12 protein-coding genes and 1 tRNA gene are annotated in these 14,817 nt (G+C 59.4%); 4 read left to right on the top strand and 9 right to left on the bottom strand.

The features are described 5' to 3' along the window. Positions 1 to 95: 95 nt before the first annotated feature. The 9 genes from BS627_RS17525 to BS627_RS17480 form a co-directional block, all read right to left on the bottom strand. A complete protein-coding gene (locus BS627_RS17525) occupies positions 96 to 1,592 on the bottom strand; it encodes an acetyl-CoA hydrolase/transferase family protein (RefSeq protein ID WP_077984451.1) in 1,497 nt (498 codons plus the stop codon). A 290-nt stretch (positions 1,593 to 1,882) separates the two neighbouring features. Further along, positions 1,883 to 2,683, bottom strand: coding sequence for a phosphodiesterase (locus tag BS627_RS17520; RefSeq protein ID WP_077984450.1), 801 nt, complete (start codon positions 2,681 to 2,683; stop codon positions 1,883 to 1,885). A 66-nt stretch (positions 2,684 to 2,749) separates the two neighbouring features. Then, positions 2,750 to 4,042 carry an ABC transporter substrate-binding protein gene (locus tag BS627_RS17515; RefSeq protein WP_077984449.1) on the bottom strand — a complete coding sequence of 431 codons (1,293 nt, stop codon included), beginning with the start codon at positions 4,040 to 4,042 and terminating at the stop codon, positions 2,750 to 2,752. Positions 4,043 to 4,084: 42 nt separating this feature from the next. Beyond that, entirely contained in the window at positions 4,085 to 4,906 is an 822-nt protein-coding gene (locus BS627_RS17510) for a carbohydrate ABC transporter permease (protein WP_077984448.1), read from the bottom strand. Further along, positions 4,906 to 5,832, bottom strand: coding sequence for a carbohydrate ABC transporter permease (locus BS627_RS17505; RefSeq protein ID WP_077984447.1), 927 nt, complete (start codon positions 5,830 to 5,832; stop codon positions 4,906 to 4,908). Before BS627_RS17505 ends, BS627_RS17510 begins: the two co-directional genes overlap by 1 nt. Further along, the gene (locus tag BS627_RS17500) at positions 5,829 to 6,974 is read right to left on the bottom strand and encodes an ABC transporter ATP-binding protein (protein ID WP_165691291.1); all 1,146 of its coding nucleotides are present in this window, start codon (positions 6,972 to 6,974) and stop codon (positions 5,829 to 5,831) included. Before BS627_RS17500 ends, BS627_RS17505 begins: the two co-directional genes overlap by 4 nt. 465 nt (positions 6,975 to 7,439) lie before the next feature. Continuing rightward, positions 7,440 to 7,516: transfer RNA gene (locus tag BS627_RS17495), tRNA-Arg, on the bottom strand. 217 nt (positions 7,517 to 7,733) lie between these two features. Next, the gene (locus tag BS627_RS17485) at positions 7,734 to 9,152 is read right to left on the bottom strand and encodes an ATP-binding protein (protein WP_162520446.1); all 1,419 of its coding nucleotides are present in this window, start codon (positions 9,150 to 9,152) and stop codon (positions 7,734 to 7,736) included. A 250-nt stretch (positions 9,153 to 9,402) separates the two neighbouring features. Then, a complete protein-coding gene (locus tag BS627_RS17480) occupies positions 9,403 to 11,451 on the bottom strand; it encodes a methyl-accepting chemotaxis protein (protein ID WP_077984446.1) in 2,049 nt (682 codons plus the stop codon). A 351-nt stretch (positions 11,452 to 11,802) separates the two neighbouring features. Here BS627_RS17480 and rpmH point away from each other — a divergent pair, with 351 nt between their 5' ends. From rpmH to yihA, 4 genes are read left to right on the top strand one after another with little or no spacing between them, the layout of a single operon-like run. Beyond that, on the top strand, positions 11,803 to 11,940 hold the full coding sequence (rpmH, locus tag BS627_RS17475) for a 50S ribosomal protein L34 (RefSeq protein WP_003493611.1): 138 nt from the start codon (positions 11,803 to 11,805) through the stop codon (positions 11,938 to 11,940). 36 nt (positions 11,941 to 11,976) lie between these two features. Further along, a complete protein-coding gene (rnpA, locus tag BS627_RS17470; protein WP_077984445.1) occupies positions 11,977 to 12,360 on the top strand; it encodes a ribonuclease P protein component in 384 nt (127 codons plus the stop codon). Next, positions 12,360 to 14,162: a membrane protein insertase YidC gene (gene yidC, locus BS627_RS17465; RefSeq protein WP_077984444.1), complete on the top strand. Its 1,803-nt coding sequence runs from the start codon at positions 12,360 to 12,362 to the stop codon at positions 14,160 to 14,162. Before rnpA ends, yidC begins: the two co-directional genes overlap by 1 nt. Next, positions 14,159 to 14,812, top strand: coding sequence for a ribosome biogenesis GTP-binding protein YihA/YsxC (yihA, locus tag BS627_RS17460; RefSeq protein WP_035263945.1), 654 nt, complete (start codon positions 14,159 to 14,161; stop codon positions 14,810 to 14,812). Before yidC ends, yihA begins: the two co-directional genes overlap by 4 nt. Positions 14,813 to 14,817 lie beyond the last annotated feature (5 nt).

Raw genomic sequence — 14,817 nt, 5'->3', positions numbered from 1 at the left:
CCTAAGCGGAGTGGCGGGCACTTTCCCCAGCGGTGTGTCCAAACGGACCCAATTGCCGGTCGAAAAACCGGCAAGAGGACCACCTGTTTCAACGCCTATTGCTGGGGTCGCATCGTGCCCTTTTCCCGCAACGCCTGATGCCAGGACAACGCCTCTTCGATGAGATGCGGCGTATGCCCGCCCCGCGCTGTCGCCCGGTGATAATAGTCAGCCAGCGCATCGCGATAATCGGGATGGACGCAATTGGCGATGATGACAGCCGCACGCTCGCGAGGTGCCAGCCCGCGCAGATCGGCAAGCCCGATTTCGGTGACGAGGATATCGACATCGTGTTCGGTATGGTCGACATGGCTGACCATGGGCACGACGCTTGAGATCGCGCCACCCTTGGCGATCGACTTGGTAACGAAGATCGACATATAGGCGTTGCGGGCGAAATCGCCCGAGCCGCCGATGCCGTTCATCATATGCGTCCCGCCGACATGGGTGGAATTGACGTTTCCGTAGATATCGAATTCCAACGCGGTGTTGATGCCGATGATACCGAGGCGGCGGATGACTTCCGGATGGTTGCTCACCTCCTGCGGACGCAGGATCAGCCTGCTTTTGTAATCGGCCAGTCGCGGCATGACCTGCTCGTTCATGGCGGAGGAGAGCGTGATTGACGAACCGGAGGCGAAGGTCAGCTTGTCAGCGTCGAACAGTTCGAAGGTCGAATCCTGCAGGACTTCCGAATACATTTTCAGATCATGAAACGGCGTATCGATGAAACCATGCATGACAGCATTGGCAATGGTGCCGATACCGGCCTGAAGCGGCTGGAGTTCGTGGGTCATGCGGCCATGACGCACCTCGTTCAACAGAAAGTCGGTGAGATGGCCGGCAATCGCCTTGGTCTCGTCATCCGGCGGCAGCACCGTGGAGAAACTGTCGCTTTTGTCGCTCAGCACGATGGCGGCGATCTTTTCCGGCGGCACCGGAATGAAAGGCAGGCCGACACGGCTATCCGTCGCGACGACGGGGATGGGCATACGGGTCGGGCGCTTGGCGGGAATGAAGATATCATGAAGCCCTTCCAACACCTCGGGCTGTGACAGGTTGATCTCGACGATGACCTTGTCGGCAAGGATGGCGAAACTCGCGGAATTACCGACGGAGGTGGTGGGAATGATGCCACCTTCCGCAGTGATTGCTACGGCCTCGATAATGGCGACATCGACGCCGTGGATCTGGCCGCCGCGCAATTGCTCCACCGTTTCGGAAAGGTGTTGATCGATGAACATCACCTTGCCGTCATTGATCGCTTTTCGCAAAGCCGGATCGGACTGGAACGGCATGCGGCGCGCTAGCATGCCGGCCTCGACCATTGTCCTGTCGAGATCGTTGCCGAGGGACGCGCCGGTCATCAGGGTGATTTTCATGGGGTTGGTCCTGGCGCGCTCGGCCAGCGCCAGCGGCACGGCTTTGGCCTCACCGGCGCGCGTAAAGCCGCTCATGCCCACCGTCATGCCATCCTGAATGAGACTGGCGGCCTCTTCGGCGCTGACGATCCTGTTCAAGAGGGACGCGTTGCGGATACGCTTTTCAAGCATGCAATTCTCCATGATCTGTCATCACGATGGCACGGCATTGGTCGGCCACCTTTCGGCGACTATGGCGTGCCGTTTCATTGATGAAACTGACATAGATCAAGGGTGCGCACGGAACCATGGTTCCGATGCATCACATCCCGTTCAACAAACCAGACGTGGCGCATCCCCGCGACAAGCAACGGGGGTCTTCTCACCACCGCAACCCTGTAATCGGCAAAGAACCTCGCACCCTACACCGGGAACAGGCACGAGGCGAAGGTCATCCCCGTATAACACGGAAACGTCCGGTGTCAGGGACCTTCGCAGACAGGCGCCTGACCGAGCACGAGCTGCCCAACTTCCGCGTCATAGGCACGCAGGCCGAATGCACCAAGGCTTATGATCCGGTAACAGGGATTGCCGCCCGTCCACAGCGGATCGACAACATCGATATCGGTGATGAAACGATGCGCGCAGGCCTGACCGGAACTATAGGCGATGCCTTCGGCGGTCGTCCCTGCCATCGGCACATGTATATGGCCGAAAATGATGTGACGTATTCCGGCCGGATGAGCGGCGAGCCGGCGCATGACAGCACCGTCATCATGCATACCGATATGTTCGAAATGGCGGATGCCGCAATCCATCGGCGGGTGATGAATGAACACCGTCACCGGCAGGTCGTCCGCGCTTTCCAGCGCATTCTCCAGCCATGCCAGACGATCCGCGCCATACATGCCGCCGATGACATCGGCCTCGTGGCTGTCGAGAAACAGCAGCCGACCGAATTCCGTGTCGATGAAGGACTGGATATAGCCGTTGTCGTCACGCGGCTGCTCGGGAAAGGCAGCCACGAATTCCGGGCGACGGTCGTGATTGCCGAGCATCAGCCGCACAGGCACGGAGACCGGCGCGAGGATGTCTCGCAGCAGTTCATAGGCTTCCGGCTCGCCGTAATTGCAAAGATCACCCGTCATCACAAGAAGATCGGCGTCGGCGTGTTTTTCGACAATATCGGCCACCGCCGCGCGCAGCTGCTTTTCCGGATCGACGCCGTTTACAGCAATGCCGGGGGGTACGAGATGAGTGTCGGTGATCTGGATGATCTTCATAACAGGGCTTTCTGCGCAAAATAGCTGCGGGAACGGATTTCCCCGCAGCCTTTTCAATGGTTTTGCTTATTTCAGCAGGGCGTTGGTCTGCTCGACGATCTGCTTGAGACCGTCTTCCGGCGTCACCTCACCGCGCATGACGGTGCCGATGATGTCGCGCTGAGTGCGCCAGATGCGGACGGAGTCGCCACCCGGATAACCGGCCCAAGGCAGAGAACGATCAGCCTGAAGCGAAGCGGTCTTCACATTCGGGTTCTCGACATAATAAGGAGCAAGGAAGTCCGGGCCGGTGGCCAGCTTGTTGGTCGGCAGGTAACCGGTGATGCGAACGATGGTGTTCTGTGCTTCTGGACCGGTGATCCACTTCAGGTACTTCCACGCCGCGTCCTGCTTGGCCTTTTCCTGGGTCAGAATAACAGCCGAGTTACCGCCGGTCGGAACACCACCCTTTTCCTTGTTGTCGAGCGGGAAGGTTGCGGTCTTCAGCTTGAAGCGGTCGCCGACCAGACCCTGGATCGTCTGAACGTGGGCGGGCGTCGAGAAGATAAAGCCGGTGAGGCCTGCACCGAACTGCTGGCGGGACTGGTCCCAGTCGAGCAGGTTCTGGCCACCTTCGGTGACGAACTGACGGGTCATCTTCAGGGCGTTGAGGCCGATCTCGTTGTCGAAGCCAACGGTCTTGGCCTTCTCGTCAACGAGCTTTCCACCCTGTTCGACGATGAGCGCCTGCCACAACCAGTCGTCCGGCCAGCCGTTGATGTCGTAGCTCATGCCGGCGAACTTCGGGTCGAGCGCCTTGATCTTCTTGGCGAGAGCGATGAGCTCAGCAAAGGTCGTCGGCATCTTGTCCGGGTCGCCGCCAGCCTTGGTCACGAGGTCGGAGTTGATGTAGATGATCGGCGAGGACGCATTGACCGGCAGGCCGTACTGCTTGCCGTCGATCTGGCCGAGGGCGGCCATCTTGGGGCTGTAGTTCTTGTCGAGGAAAGCCTGACCGCCTTCAGCCTCAATGAACGGGCCGAGATCGGTGATCTGGTTGCGCGGTGCGAGCGTGTGAACGAGTTCAGCCGTCAGGTTGTAACCCGAGAAATAAACATCCGGCAGATTGCCTGTGACGGCGGAGCGCAGAACCTGCTGCTGGCCTTCGTTATAACCGGCGGCCGGAGCGAGGAAGTTGATCTTCACATCAGGGTTCTTCTTCATGAATTCATCGGCCAGCGGCTGATGGAATTTGGTGAATCCCGGCAGATTGTAAAGAACATTGAGCGTGATTTCGTTGGCCAGAACCGGCTGTGCGAGGCCAGCAAAAGCCATGCCAAGAGCCAGACCGCCCATCACAGCGCGTCGGTTGAGTTTCATATCAGTCTCCAGAAAGGTTGTGAGGAGGAAATCTGAACGGCGTCACTTGACGCCGGTCATGGTAATACCGGCGATGAAATGCCGCCGTGCGAGGAGGAAGCACAGCACCATCGGCGCGGTAATCAGTGTTGCGCCCGCCATCAGCGCACCGTAATTGGCGCCGGATTCGACATCCGCGAAAAGCATCATGCCAAGCGGCGGCGGGGCGAGATTGGTGTCGGAGACCACGATCATCGGCCAATAAAGGTCGTTCCAGTGGGCAACGAGCGAAAAGATCGAAAAAGCGGCAAGCGAAGGCAGAGAACCGCGAAGGACCAGCCCCCAGCAAATCTCCATTTCCGAGAACCCGTCCATGCGGGCGGCCTCGATGATTTCATTCGGATAGCTGCGGAAGGACTGGTTGAACAGGAAGATGGCGAAGACCGACAGGAAGAACGGCATCATCATCGCGAAATAGGTATTCAGCAACTCTGTCTTGGCCAGACCGACAAAGAGCGGCAATGCCAGGGCCTGAATGGGAACGCAGAGCGCGGCAATAACAAGGCCCAGCAGCAGCTTGCGGCCCGGAAACCTGAGCTTCGCCAACGCATAGGCGGCCGGAACCGATGTCAGGACCTGTACGACGAGAATACCGACGCAGACGATGACGCCGTTCAGCATGAAACGCGCCATCGGCACCTGACCTGCCGCCCGTGCATAATTGTCGGCCGCATCGAATTTCTGCGGGATGGGCCAGAGCGACACATCGAAAATCTCTGCCGGCGAGCGGATAGAGGTCAGCACCATCCAGTAGAATGGCAGGAGCATCACGAAAGCGCCGAGAGCCAGTACGAGATGCGGGAAATATTTGCGGAGTGCGGCCATCAGTAATGCACCTTCCGGTCCATATGCAGCGTCTGGCCGATCGACAGGATCAGCACGATCACGAGGAAGATAATCGTCAGCGCGGCGGCATAACCGGTATTGGAATATTCGAAACCTTCGAGATAGAGGTCGTAAAGCAGGGTCTCGGAACCGGAGCGGCCCTTGGTCAGCACGGCCACCGTCTCGAATACCTTGAACGCGGAGATGGAGGTGGTGACGACAACGAACATGGTGGTCGGCCCCAGCATTGGCCACGTGACGGTCAGAAAGCGATCAACCGGGTTCTTCGCGCCATCCAGCCGCGCCGCCTCATGCAGATCCTTCGAAATGGCCGTGAGGCCGGCAAGGAACAGCACCATGTTGAAACCCAGAATCTGCCAGACGCCCATCAGCGCCATGGTGGGAATGAGGAGCACGGGATTGGAGAGAAAAGCGACGGGCTCGAAACCCAGCCATTTGATCGCCGCGTTCACTGGCCCAAGCGAAGGGTGCAGCAGGAACTGCCACACGGTCGCCATGGCGACGAGGGTTGCGGTGACGGGAAGGAAATAGGCCACCTCCCAGAAAGCGCGGCTGCGCTTGCGATTATACACGAGCAAAGCGACGCCGAGCGCCAGAAACACACCGAAGGGAATGACGATGAGCGCATAGATGGCGGTATTGGCCAGAGAGCGCAGGAAAACCGGGTCCTGAAACGCCTTGACGAAGTTTCCAAGGCCGACAAAGCGGGTGGAAAGCGAACCGAGCTGATAATCGGTGACGGCAAAACCGGCCAGAACGAACATCGGAACGATATAGATCGCCAGCAGCAGCAGGCTTGCGGGAGCAGCGAACATCAGGCCGCGCCAGATCATCCGCCGGTCCGCCTTTGACAGCCGCGGGCGAGCCTTCGCGCGCGCGGCCGTGGAAAAATCGACCGCCGTCATGCCGGCACCCGCTCGCGCACCGTCACCTTGCGGCGCAGACCGTCGGCCGCAAAAAGATGCGCGCGTTCCGGCGCAAAGCCGAGATTCATCACGCCATTCATATCCGCGCCCACAGCATCGCCGGCGCCCTGACGCAGGGTGATGGCGACCGTCTCGTCGCTCAGCAGGCGGCAGCTCACAAAGCGGTCGGCGCCATGGGTTTCGCTGCGCACCACGCGCACGGCAAAACCTTCTTCGCCCGGACGCAAATCCTCGGCGCGAAGGCCGAGCGTCGCCGGGCCGGCATCACGGCCAGCACCTTCAATGCCGAGATCGCGTCCAAAAGCGGCGATCTTGCCTTGCGCATCGATTTCGACCGGCAGCAGGTTGATCGAGGGCGTGCCGATAAAACGCGCGACCGTCAGCGTCGCGGGCTTGCGGTAAAGCTCGTCCGGCGTACCAAGCTGCTCGATACGGCCTTCCGACATCAGCGCGATGCGGTCGGACATGGTCATGGCTTCGATCTGGTCATGGGTGACATAGATGAATGTTGCGCCGAGCCGGCGGTGCAGGCCCGCCAGTTCCTCACGCATATGGGCGCGAAGCTTCGCATCGAGGTTGGAAAGCGGCTCGTCCATGAGGAAGGCTGCAGGTGAACGCACCAGCGCCCTTGCAAGCGCCACACGCTGACGCTGGCCGCCGGAAAGCTGCGCCGGCTTTCGATCCAGCAGATGCGCGATCTGTAGCGTCTCGGCCGCCTGCTCGACGGCGGCATCGATCTGCTTCAATGTTTCCGCAGGGGCCGCAAAACGTCCGATCAGCGGCAGGCGCGCGGCAAAAGGCAGGCGCCGCATCCTGAGCGGTGTGGCAATGTTCTGGCGCACGCTCATATGTGGATAAAGGGCGTAGGACTGGAAAACCATCGCCAGATTGCGATCGCTCGGATCAACCTCCGTCACATCCTGTTCGCCGATGGACACCGAACCGCGATCCGGCGTTTCCAGCCCCGCAATGATACGCAGAAGCGTGGACTTGCCGCAGCCCGACATGCCGACGAGAGACAAAAACTCTCCAGGGCGGATGGAAAGATCGATCTCTTTCAGAACATCGTCGGCCCCGAAGCCCTTGCCGATTCCTGAAAGTTCAAGTGATTGTGGCGTCATTCTGCGCTCCTTTTCTGGAGCGCATATGCTTTTATTGTATGACAATATGACGAAGGTTTGAGGAAGGTTCGATGACACTCGAAAGCCCGACAATCTCGGACTATCGGAAAACCCTTTGGTACAGGCCTTTACCCAAAACCACTAATATTTAGGGGTATTTCTCAAATATTCCCCACTGGCATTTATAGACTGAGAACCGGGTCGGCAGTACCGGTTTAAACGGCGGCGAGAATCACATGCGGTCGTAATTTTCCGGAATCGAATCCGCAAACACCTTGTCCGTTTCCAACGCGGCTTTCACCCCGGGCGCAGCTGATGAAGGGGTGATTTTAGCACATATTCGGAACGTTCGGAATTCGCGCGGCCCTACGGAGCCTCGAAGCATCCGTCTGAAGGAGTTGCCAATACCAGCGATATCGCGCGTGAGAGCGATTGTTTCAGGACTTCATTTTATCGGAAGAGAAATGGCGCACCCGAAGAGATTCGAACTCCTGACCCCCAGATTCGTAGTCTGGTGCTCTATCCAGCTGAGCTACGGGTGCGTGCCGTTCCGGTCGTTTCCGGTGGCGTGGCGATCCTCTAAAACGTCCTCATTCCGAATGCAAGCGATTTCGCTTCGAAATTGTCATTTTTCCGCAGCAATTCATGTATCTAATTGATTTTATTTGAAATTCCATGAGGATCATTTTCCACGGGCCAGATACCATGTCCGTTTGGGTGTGGAGAACGATTGTGCGAACCCGCTGCGGAGCAGGTTTTTCAGGCGGTTCTAGCCGCCTGTACGGAAGCGGCGCGGTCGGCGATCTCAATGCGGAACTGCGTGCCGGGACCGGGCTTTTCGACGAGCGCGATCGTGCCGCCATGGGCAAGCACGAGTTCGCGGGCAATGACCAGCCCGAGGCCCGTGCCGCCGGAGCGGGCCGAACCCCTGAAAGCGGAAAACAGGTTCTCCTTGGCCTTGCGCGGCATTCCCGGTCCATTGTCATCGATGACGATGCTGACGACGCTGCCAGCCCTCTGGGCCGAGATGGAGAGGTGTCGAAGCCCGGCATTCGCGGTATCGGATTGCAAGGCCTGAACGGCATTGCGACAGAGATTGTGGATGACCCGGAAGAGCTGCTCGGAATCCGCATCCACCGTGAGATCGGAGGGAACGCTGTCCTGAAACTCGATGCCACTATCCGGATCGAGCGCCAGAATATCGCGCACATCCCGCACCAGAAGGCTCAACTGCACCATCTTGCGTTTCGGCGCGCCTTCGGTCGCCTGGCCATAGGCCAGAACCTCGCCGGTATAGGCCACGGCGCGGTCGATGGTGCGCAAGAGTTTCGGCGCGAAGCTCCTGACCATCGGGTCCTTGGCATCCACCAGACGGTCTGACATGAGCTGGGCGGAGGAGAGGATATTGCGCATGTCGTGGTTGATCTTCGAGACCGCGAGGCCGAGATCCACGAGGTTCTTCTGCTGCCGCAGGGTCTTCTGCAGTTCGGTCTGCATATCGGCGAGGTGGCGGCCGGCAACCGATAGTTCATCCGTTCCCTCATCAGGTACGAAAATCCGCTCGGGATTGCCCGGGTCCTCGGAGAAGTTCTGCATGCCGAGCGTCAGCCGGCGTATGGGCCGGATCATGATGCGGTTGATGGAGATGAAGATCAGGCCTGCGGTGATCAGCGACAGGACGATGGAAATCAGGAAAACGTTGCGGGCATAAGCAAGCATTGCCGCCCTAAGCTTGTTTTCGCCAAGCACCAGTTCGATGATCGTGTCGCTGTCGCCGACGACGTCGAAAACGCGGATGATGCGGTTGCCGCCGAACAGCAGGGTGGAAAAGGCGTCCCGCACCGCCGCCACCTGCGAAACGTCGGAAAGATCATATTGCTCATCGACGCCCGGCGGCGTTTCCGCCACGGCGAGCAAGCGCGACGTGCCGTCCTTGCGCAGGGCGATAAGCTTCGCTCCGGTTGCCATCAGCGTGTCGTTCTGCACGCTTCTCGGCAGTTCAGCCTGCAGGCCGTCGATGACAGCCCCGGCGGCCGCAGCCGTATTCAGACGGTCGCGCAACCATGAAAGACGCATATTGGCGACGGAAGGTACGAAGATCAGCACTTCGGCGATCATCACGAAGATGACTGTGAGCAACAGCAACCGCCCCGAAAGACCGGCGGTCAATCCCGGCATGCAATGCACCCGATCGTCTTGCGTGCGGTCCAAGCTGTCTACGCCTTTAGAAAACACCGGGCCCATGATCCTGTATGCGCGCCGCTGCTTGCGTGGAACGGCTCGGTTTATATGCAGTGATGATAATAGGACCTAATGGATATTTTTCCAATGCACTGCAAAATAAAGGTTTTCATTGCCGGAAAAACAAACGCCGCCCGGCAGGGGCGGCGTTCGAAAATGAGCCGGTGTGAAGCGGACCGCTTGTCGTCTAAAACTCCTGCCAGTCGCCATGCGCGGGTGCCGCCGCAGGCTGGGCATTGAGCGCGCGGCTGACGCTGTTCATCAATTTACGGGCCGGAGACGCCACTGCCGGTGTCCTGCCGGAGACCGCCACCGGTCCGGCGGAGACCGTCATCGGCCTCACGGGCTGCTCGATGCGGGGGCTGCGCTGCACATTTTCCGCGCCGACATTGAAGCGCGCCACGAGCGTCACGAGATGGTCGGCCTCGCTGCTCAGCTTATGGGTTGCAGCCGAGGTCTCCTCCACCATGGCGGCGTTGCGCTGCGTTACCTGATCCATCTGGTTGATGGCGGTATTCACCTCATGCAGGCCGGTGGACTGCTCCCTGGCGGCCGTGGCGATCGAATGGATGTGCTCGTTGATTGCCAGAACGCGGGTCTCGATCTCGCTCAGTGCGCCGCCAGTTCTTTGCACCAGCGATACGCCGCGCCCAACCTCCTCGCCCGATTTGGTGATCAGCGCCTTGATGTCCTTCGCAGCGGTTGCGGATCGTTGCGCAAGTTCTCGCACCTCCTGAGCGACGACGGCAAAGCCCTTGCCCGCCTCGCCTGCACGGGCGGCTTCCACACCGGCATTCAGCGCCAGCAGGTTCGTCTGGAAGGCGATTTCGTCGATGACGTTGATGATCTGGCTGATTTCGCGCGAGGCATGCTCGATACGATCCATGGCGGACACGGCGTCGCGCACGACATTGGCGGACTCCTCCGTCTTCTGCTTCGTTTCGGCAACCATGGCGCTGGCTTCCTGCGCACGATCGGTCGAATTGCGAACAACGGCGGTAATCTCATCCAGAGCGGCTGAGGTTTCCTCCAGCGCCGCCGCCTGCTGTTCCGTCCGCTTCGACAGGTCATCGGCCGCCGAGCGCAATTCGTTCGCGTTGCCGCTGATGCCTTCCGTGCTGCCGCGCACTTCGCGCATCGTCTCGCGCAGCTTGGTCAGCGTCTGGTTGACGTTCACCTGAAGTTCGGCGAAAACGCCGCGGAACTCGCCATCCATTCTCTCCGTCAGATCGCCCCGCGCAAGGCCTTCAATGACGCGGCTGGTCTCGGACACGCCATTATGGACCCCGATGAGGAGCGAATTGATCGTCGCGGCGAAACGATTGAGGTTGTCGTCGCCATAATCCTTGTTGATGCGGCGGCTGAAATCGCCCTGGGCCGCAGCGTCGACGACGATGGCCATGCCGGCCTGCAGATCGTCGCTTTTGGCGCGCATGGCGGCTTCCTGCGCATTCATGCGGCGCACTTCGCTGCCGTTTTTCTTGAAGACCTCGACGGCCGCGGCCATTTCGCCGATTTCATCGTTGCGGCCGAGATAGGGGACGGCGGCGTCGAGATTTCCGTCGGCCACAGCATTCATCACCTGCGAAACCCTGCGGATGGGTGCGCTGAGTTGCCGCGTTCCCATATACAGGCCGAAGGCCGCTCCCGCGCCGACACCTGCAACCGTCACCGCGACAATCACCCAGAATATGGCGGTGCTGAAAGAATCGACCCCCGCCTTCACGACTTCGAGTTCGGCAAGGTCGTTTTTCACGACACTGTCGATCTCCGCCTGATAAGCCTTGCGGTTGGTGCGGTTAGCCTCGTTATTACCCTGCTGGTTGGCCGCCTGGGGCCCGACTTCCTTACCGAGACGGACCGTCTCCAAGCGGAAGGACCGAAACTCCTTGGATCGGCTGACAAGCTTGTCGAAACTCGCTTTTTGCTCGGCCGGCACCAGCGGGGCCCAAGTAGCGATCAGCTTTTCCATGGCGTCGAGATTTTTCACCATGCCGTTAGCAAAGGGGGTGGCCGCAGCCACATCGGCGGCCGCATAGATACCGCGCGCGTCCATGACGACTGCCGTCACCAGTCGGTTGAGCGCCTCTCCCTTATAAGCCCTTTCGGCGGCTTTCTCGAAATGATGCGAACGAACCCAGAATTCGTTGATCGCATAGATGGACAGCCCGCCAATGGTACAGGCAACAAGGCTCATCAGCCCGACAAGTAGATTGATACGACCGCGAATTCTCAACTTCGTTCCCCCAACAAAAACCAGCTGCGCGATGAAAATGGGAAGCTGGCATAACTTTTCGCGTCACAAGATTTATCAATGCCGCGTTAAGAAAGAATTTCGGATTTTACCGATGACGCGCTGGAATTGGCCTCTATCGGCTGTCGGCGAAGAAGATGGCGATGCGTTTTCCGCAAAAGGTGAAGCGCGAAAACCCCTTCGGCAATTGACTTTGCTCGGCCTATGCCCTTATAAGCCGCGCACGCTCGGCCATTGAAAGCTCGCCCAGGCGGGGTTAGCCGTGCAAAAAACGAAACGCTCTTGCAAATTATTGCAAATTCAAGAAGGGCCGCACACCGCGGTATTAAATAAATGTCGAAGCGTACTTACCAACCGTCCAAGCTCGTCCGCAAGCGTCGTCATGGCTTCCGCGCCCGTATGGCTACCGCTGGCGGCCGCAAGGTTCTCGCAGCCCGCCGTGCGCGCGGCCGCGCTCGTCTTTCGGCTTAATTGCCGTCTCTGTGACCCGGTGAAAGTCGCGGGCACATGAGTAAGACAGGAAAACTGCCCGGCCGGCTTAAAAACCGGTCGGATTTCCTTGCCGTTCAGGCAGGAGAAAAACGGCGGGGAGGCAGCTTTCTTCTGGAAGTGCTTGACCGGAAAGCCCCGGAAACCGAGCCTCGCGTCGGTTTTACCGTAACGAAAAGACAAGGCAACGCGGTCGAGCGAAATCGCATGCGCCGCCGTCTCAAGGAAGCCGTCAGGCTTTCTGCCGGGGTCGCAATGAAGCCCGGTCATGACTATGTGATTGTCGCCCGCAGGGACGTGCTTGATACAGCCTTCCCGAAACTTCAGTCTCTCCTTAACGAGCGAATTGAAGGAACGGCGAAACCGAAACGGTCCCAGGAGACCCGCTCCAGGAAAGAATGATGGAAAAGAACCGCAATTACTTCATCGCGATAGCCCTTTCGGTTGTCATCGTCCTCGCCTGGCAATTCCTTTACATGAATCCGCGTATCGAGCAGCAGCGCCGCGCCGAAGAGGCCCGCCAGGCGCAGCAGCAAACGACGCAGCAACAGCAGCCTGCGCCGGGCGCCGCACCGGGGGCCGCCGTTGAAGGCGCACCGCCCGCATCCTCCCCGCAGGCCGCCGCCACCGCGACCCGCGAAGAGGCAATCGCAAAGACCCAGCGTGTCGCCATCGAGACCAACGCCATCGCCGGCTCGATCAACCTTACCGGCGCCCGCTTCGACGACATCCGGCTCAAGGACTACCATGAGACCGTCGATGACTCGAGCCCGATCATCACGCTGTTCTCGCCCTCCGACACCAAGGAGGGCTATTTCACCGAACTCGGTTACGTTGCGGCACAGGACGTCGGCGGCGTGCCCGGCCCGACCACCGTTTGGACGCTTGCCAACGGCGACAAGCTGACGGAAACCACTCCGGTCACGCTGACCTACACCAATTCCAAGGGCGTCATCTTCTCGCGTACGGTTTCGATCGACGAGCATTATATGATCTCGGTGGCCGACAAGGTAGAAAACCCGGGACAGGCTGCGATCTCCTTCGCCACCTATGGCCGTGTGACGCGCAACAACAAGCCCGCGGTTCCCCCGGTCTTCGTCATCCATGAAGGTTTCCTCGGCGTCTCCGGCAAGGATGGCAGCCTGACGGAAGAAAAATACAAGGACGTCGAAGAAGCGCCGGTAACAGTTGCAAAGGCGACCGGCGGTTGGCTCGGCATCACCGACAAATATTGGGCCGCGGCCATCGTTCCGCCGCAGACGACACCGTTCGAGACGCGCTACTCGCACATCACCGGCAATCAGCCGAGCTACCAGGCAGACTTCAAGAGCGATGCCCTGACGGTCGAGCCCGGCCAGTCGATCGAGCTGAAGAGCCTCGTCTTTGCCGGCGCCAAGGAAGTGCCGCTGGTCGACCGTTACGAAACGACCTACGCCATTCCGAAGTTCGACCTTCTGATCGACTGGGGCTGGTTCTACTTCATCACCAAGCCGATGTTCAAACTGATGGATTTCTTCTTCCGTTATTTTGGCAATTTCGGCGTGGCGATCCTGCTCACCACCATCGTCGTCAAGGCTCTCTTCTTCCCGCTCGCCAGCAAGCAATATGCCTCCATGGCGAACATGAAGCGCGTGCAGCCGAAGATGGAAGAGCTGAAAGCCAAGCATGGCGATGACCGCATGGCCATGCAGCAGGCGATGATGCAGCTCTACAAGGAAGAGAAGATCAATCCGGTCGCCGGCTGCTGGCCGATGCTTTTGCAGATCCCGGTCTTCTTCGCGCTCTACAAGGTCATCTACGTCACCATCGAAATGCGGCATGCGCCGTTCTTCGGCTGGATCCACGACCTTTCCGTGCCGGATCCGACGTCGCTGTTCAACCTGTTCGGCCTTCTGCCCTACGACGTGCCGCACTTCCTGATGATCGGTGTCTGGCCGCTTGTCATGGGCATCACCATGTTCCTGCAGATGCGCATGAACCCGACGCCCCCCGATCCGACGCAGGCGATGATCTTCAACTGGATGCCGCTGATCTTCACCTTCATGCTGGCCTCCTTCCCGGCCGGTCTGGTCATCTACTGGGCATGGAACAATACGCTCTCCATCACCCAGCAGGCCGTCATCATGAAGCGCCAGGGCGCCAAGATCGAGCTGTTCGATAACATTAAGGGGCTGTTCAAGCGAAAGCCGGTGCAATCGAAATGAGTGAGACCGGCACGGCAACCGAAAAGCCCCTGTTCGGGCGACCCTGGATTTTCATTCGCGGCGTTCCCGCAATGAAATTCCTGCCGCCCGAAGGGCCGCCGGAGATTGCCTTCGCCGGTCGTTCGAATGTCGGCAAGTCCTCGCTCATCAATGCGCTGGTGGGCCACAAGGGGCTTGCCCGCACGTCCAATACGCCCGGACGCACGCAGGAACTGAACTATTTCGTTCCGGATGGTTATTCCGGCGAAGCGGGCGATCTGCCGCCGATGGCGTTGGTCGACATGCCCGGTTACGGTTATGCGCAGGCCCCCAAGGATCAGGTCGACGCCTGGACGAAGCTTGTCTTCGATTATCTGCGCGGCCGTGCGACGCTGAAGCGCGTTTACGTGCTGATCGATTCCCGCCATGGCGTGAAAAAGAATGACGAGGAGGTTCTGACCCTGCTCGACAAGGCGGCCGTTTCCTACCAGATCGTGCTGACGAAGACGGACAAGATCAAGGATGCCGGCGTTCCGCGGCTCATCGGTGAAACGCTGGAGAAAATCCGCAAGCGTCCCGCCGCCTATCCGGAAGTTCTCGCCACATCCTCGGAAAAATCATTCGGGCTGGATAGCCTGCGGGCCGAGATCGTCAGAACGATCTCTCTTTGAGGGGC

It is taken from the genome of Agrobacterium salinitolerans, from assembly GCF_002008225.1.
GTDB lineage: Bacteria > Pseudomonadota > Alphaproteobacteria > Rhizobiales > Rhizobiaceae > Agrobacterium > Agrobacterium salinitolerans.
The sequence above is the reverse complement of the archived record's forward strand: the minus strand, read 5'-3'. Positions and strand labels throughout refer to the sequence as shown.